The following is a 2,646-nucleotide window of genomic DNA, read 5'->3' on the forward strand; positions in this document are numbered from 1 at the left end:
GTCCAGGCCCAGGGTCTCCTCGGTGACCGGATGCTCGACCTGCAGGCGCGTATTCATCTCCATGAAGAAGAACTCGCCGTCCTGGGCCACGATGAACTCGACCGTGCCGGCGCCGACATAGTCCACTGCGCGGGCGGCGGCGACCGCTGCCGCACCCATGCGTTCGCGACGCGCTTCGTCGAGGAAGGGCGATGGCGTCTCTTCGAGTACCTTCTGGTAGCGGCGCTGCGCCGAACACTCGCGCTCGTTGAGATGGATGATGTTGCCGTGGGTGTCACCGAACACCTGGAACTCGATGTGCCGCGGATGCTCCACGTAACGCTCGAGGATGACGCGGGTGTCACCGAAAGCATTCGCCGCTTCGCGCTGGGCCGAGGCCAGTGCTTCAGCGAAGTCGGCGGCATCGCGGCAAATGCGCATGCCCTTGCCGCCGCCGCCGGACGCCGCCTTGATCATCAGGGGGAATCCCGTGCTGGCCGCTTCCTTCGCGAGCCGGTCCGGATCCTGGTCGGCACCGTGGTAGCCGGGGACCAGGGGTACCRCGTGCGTCTCCATCAGCGCCTTGGCGGCCGCCTTGGAACCCATGGCGTCGATGCTTTCCGGGCGCGGGCCGATGAAGGCGATCCCGGCCGTGGCGCAGGCACGCGCGAAATCGGTGTTTTCAGAGAGGAAGCCGTACCCGGGGTGGATCGCCTGGGCACCGGTTTTCAGGGCCACCTCGATGATCGCGTCGCCACGCAGGTAGGACTCGGCGGGGCGCGGGCCACCGATGGGCCACGCTTCGTCGGCCAGGCGTACGTGCTGGGCATCGGCGTCGGCCGTGGAATACACGGCCACGGTGCGGATGCCCAGGCGCCGGCAGGTCCGGATCACGCGGCAGGCGATCTCGCCACGGTTGGCGATCAGAATGCAGTCGAACATGCGGCTCCCGGTGGGGCGTCGAAAGGGGAAGGGAAAGGCGGGAAAACTAGCAGATTACGCGGTCGCGGCGGGTTGCGCCGCAGCATCGCGAAGGCCCCGTGATTTGCAGTCAGGCGGCCGGTCGCCTAGCCTTGAGGGCCCCCAAGGTCGCCCACACGTCCTTTCTTTACTCTTCATAGCGAGAATTTTCATGCAGATTGCCAACCGCCATGCCGTTTCCTTCCATTACACGCTGACCGACGACCAGGGCAACGTCATCGACAGCTCGGATGGCCGCGAGCCGCTGGCCTATATCCACGGCGAAGGCCACATCGTGCCGGGTCTGGAAAAGGCGCTGGAAGGTCGGTCGGTCGGCGATCAGTTCAAGGTCGACGTGAGCCCCGAGGAAGGCTACGGCGTGCGCCACGACGAGCTGGTCCAGGTGGTTCCCAAAGCCGCGTTCCAGGGCGTGGAAGACCTGCAGCCGGGCATGCAGTTCCAGGGTCGTAACGACCAGGGCAGCATCAACGTGACCGTGTCCAAGATCGAAGGCGACAACGTCACCGTCGACGGCAACCATCCGCTTGCCGGCCAGACGCTGCACTTCGCCGTCGAGATCACCGGCGTGCGCGATGCCAGCGAGGAAGAGCTCGCCCACGGCCATATCCACGGTGAGGGTGGTCACCACCACTAAGCGGCGTTTTCCGGCTGCTGGCTCGTTGTAGGAGCCGATTCATCGGCGAATGGGTGCTCGTCGCACCCTGGCCCGCTGCCGCGGGATCGCCGATGAATCGGCTCCTACATTTTTATCAATACCAGTCGAGTAGCGAGACGCCGATGCCGAGGTAGGTCGCCTTGTGGTTGTAGTCGATCAGGCTTTCGCCGTAGCCGTTGAACACCTCGAGGTAGCCGCGCAGGTTGTGAACCACCGGGAAGCTCCAGGTGCCGCGCAGCGAACCGTGGGAGCGATCGCCCGTTCGGAACGAATGGCGGGCAGTCAGCGCGAACTCGTTGGCCCCCATCTCGTGGACGACCTGAACTTCCCCGCGCCCCATGTAGTCCTGGATGTTGGGATTGTCGTCTTCCTTGCCGCCCTCGGGAATGCGCCACCACGGCCGCAGATTCACCACCCAGTTCTCCCGCTCGAAGCCGAAGTCGGCTACCACCCGGTTCCAGCTGCGTGACAGCGGATCGGCACGGCCGTTGGACTGATGGTTCAGCCCGATGTCGGCCATTCGTCCGTTCCAGCCGAAGATGTTGTAGTTGGTGTTGAACACCAGCAACGCCTCGGGCTCGTAGTTCGTTTCACKGAACGGGCGCGAGTTTTCCTTGTTGTAGACCTGCCAGCGCGACGACTGGGTATAACCGACCCACAGGTCACCGTTGTCGCCGAAGATGTTTTCCCAGACCTTGGTTTTCAGGCTGATCTGGAATTTCGCCTCGACATTCTGCAATTCCTGCGGCTCGGTCACGGTGTGGTCCGGCGCCGGACTGGACGGTGTCTTGTTCTGCTTGGTCGTGCCGAAGAACGGCAGCGCATAGGTGGGCTTGTAGCCACGCAGGTTGAATGTGCCGAGTTTGCTGTCGGGCGAGAGCTCCCAACGGCTATCGAGGAGGGAGACGGGGCGAGCGACGTCGTTCGAGTTGCGCGTGGCCAGATCCACGCTCACCGATTCGCCCTTCTCGTCTTTCTTCTTCGCAGCCTGTGGAAGCTTGTCGCGTCCTGTGGCCTTGTCGTAGCAGAGC

Annotated in this window: 3 protein-coding genes; 1 reads left to right on the plus strand and 2 read right to left on the minus strand. The window is 64.0% G+C overall.

What is annotated here, in order from left to right:
* Nucleotides 1-921: acetyl-CoA carboxylase biotin carboxylase subunit (locus AC1DT2_RS20285; protein WP_477298333.1), on the minus strand; the 921-nt coding region annotated here is incomplete at its 3' end.
* A 190-nt stretch (nt 922-1,111) separates the two neighbouring features.
* Here AC1DT2_RS20285 and AC1DT2_RS20290 point away from each other — a divergent pair.
* A complete protein-coding gene (locus AC1DT2_RS20290) occupies nt 1,112-1,594 on the plus strand; it encodes an FKBP-type peptidyl-prolyl cis-trans isomerase (protein WP_159895319.1) in 483 nt (160 codons plus the stop codon).
* A gap of 115 nt (nt 1,595-1,709) precedes the next feature.
* Here AC1DT2_RS20290 and AC1DT2_RS20295 read toward each other — a convergent pair.
* Nucleotides 1,710-2,646 (minus strand): phospholipase A (locus AC1DT2_RS20295; RefSeq protein WP_477298335.1); only part of this gene is annotated, 937 nt, incomplete at its 5' end.

Source organism: Luteibacter sp. P4_E6 (assembly GCF_056401535.1).

What these genes read in the sequence shown, in the direction of transcription:
- AC1DT2_RS20290 (WP_159895319.1), top strand. Translation starts at nt 1,112, where the DNA reads ATGCAGATTGCCAACCGCCATGCCGTTTCCTTCCATTACACGCTGACC.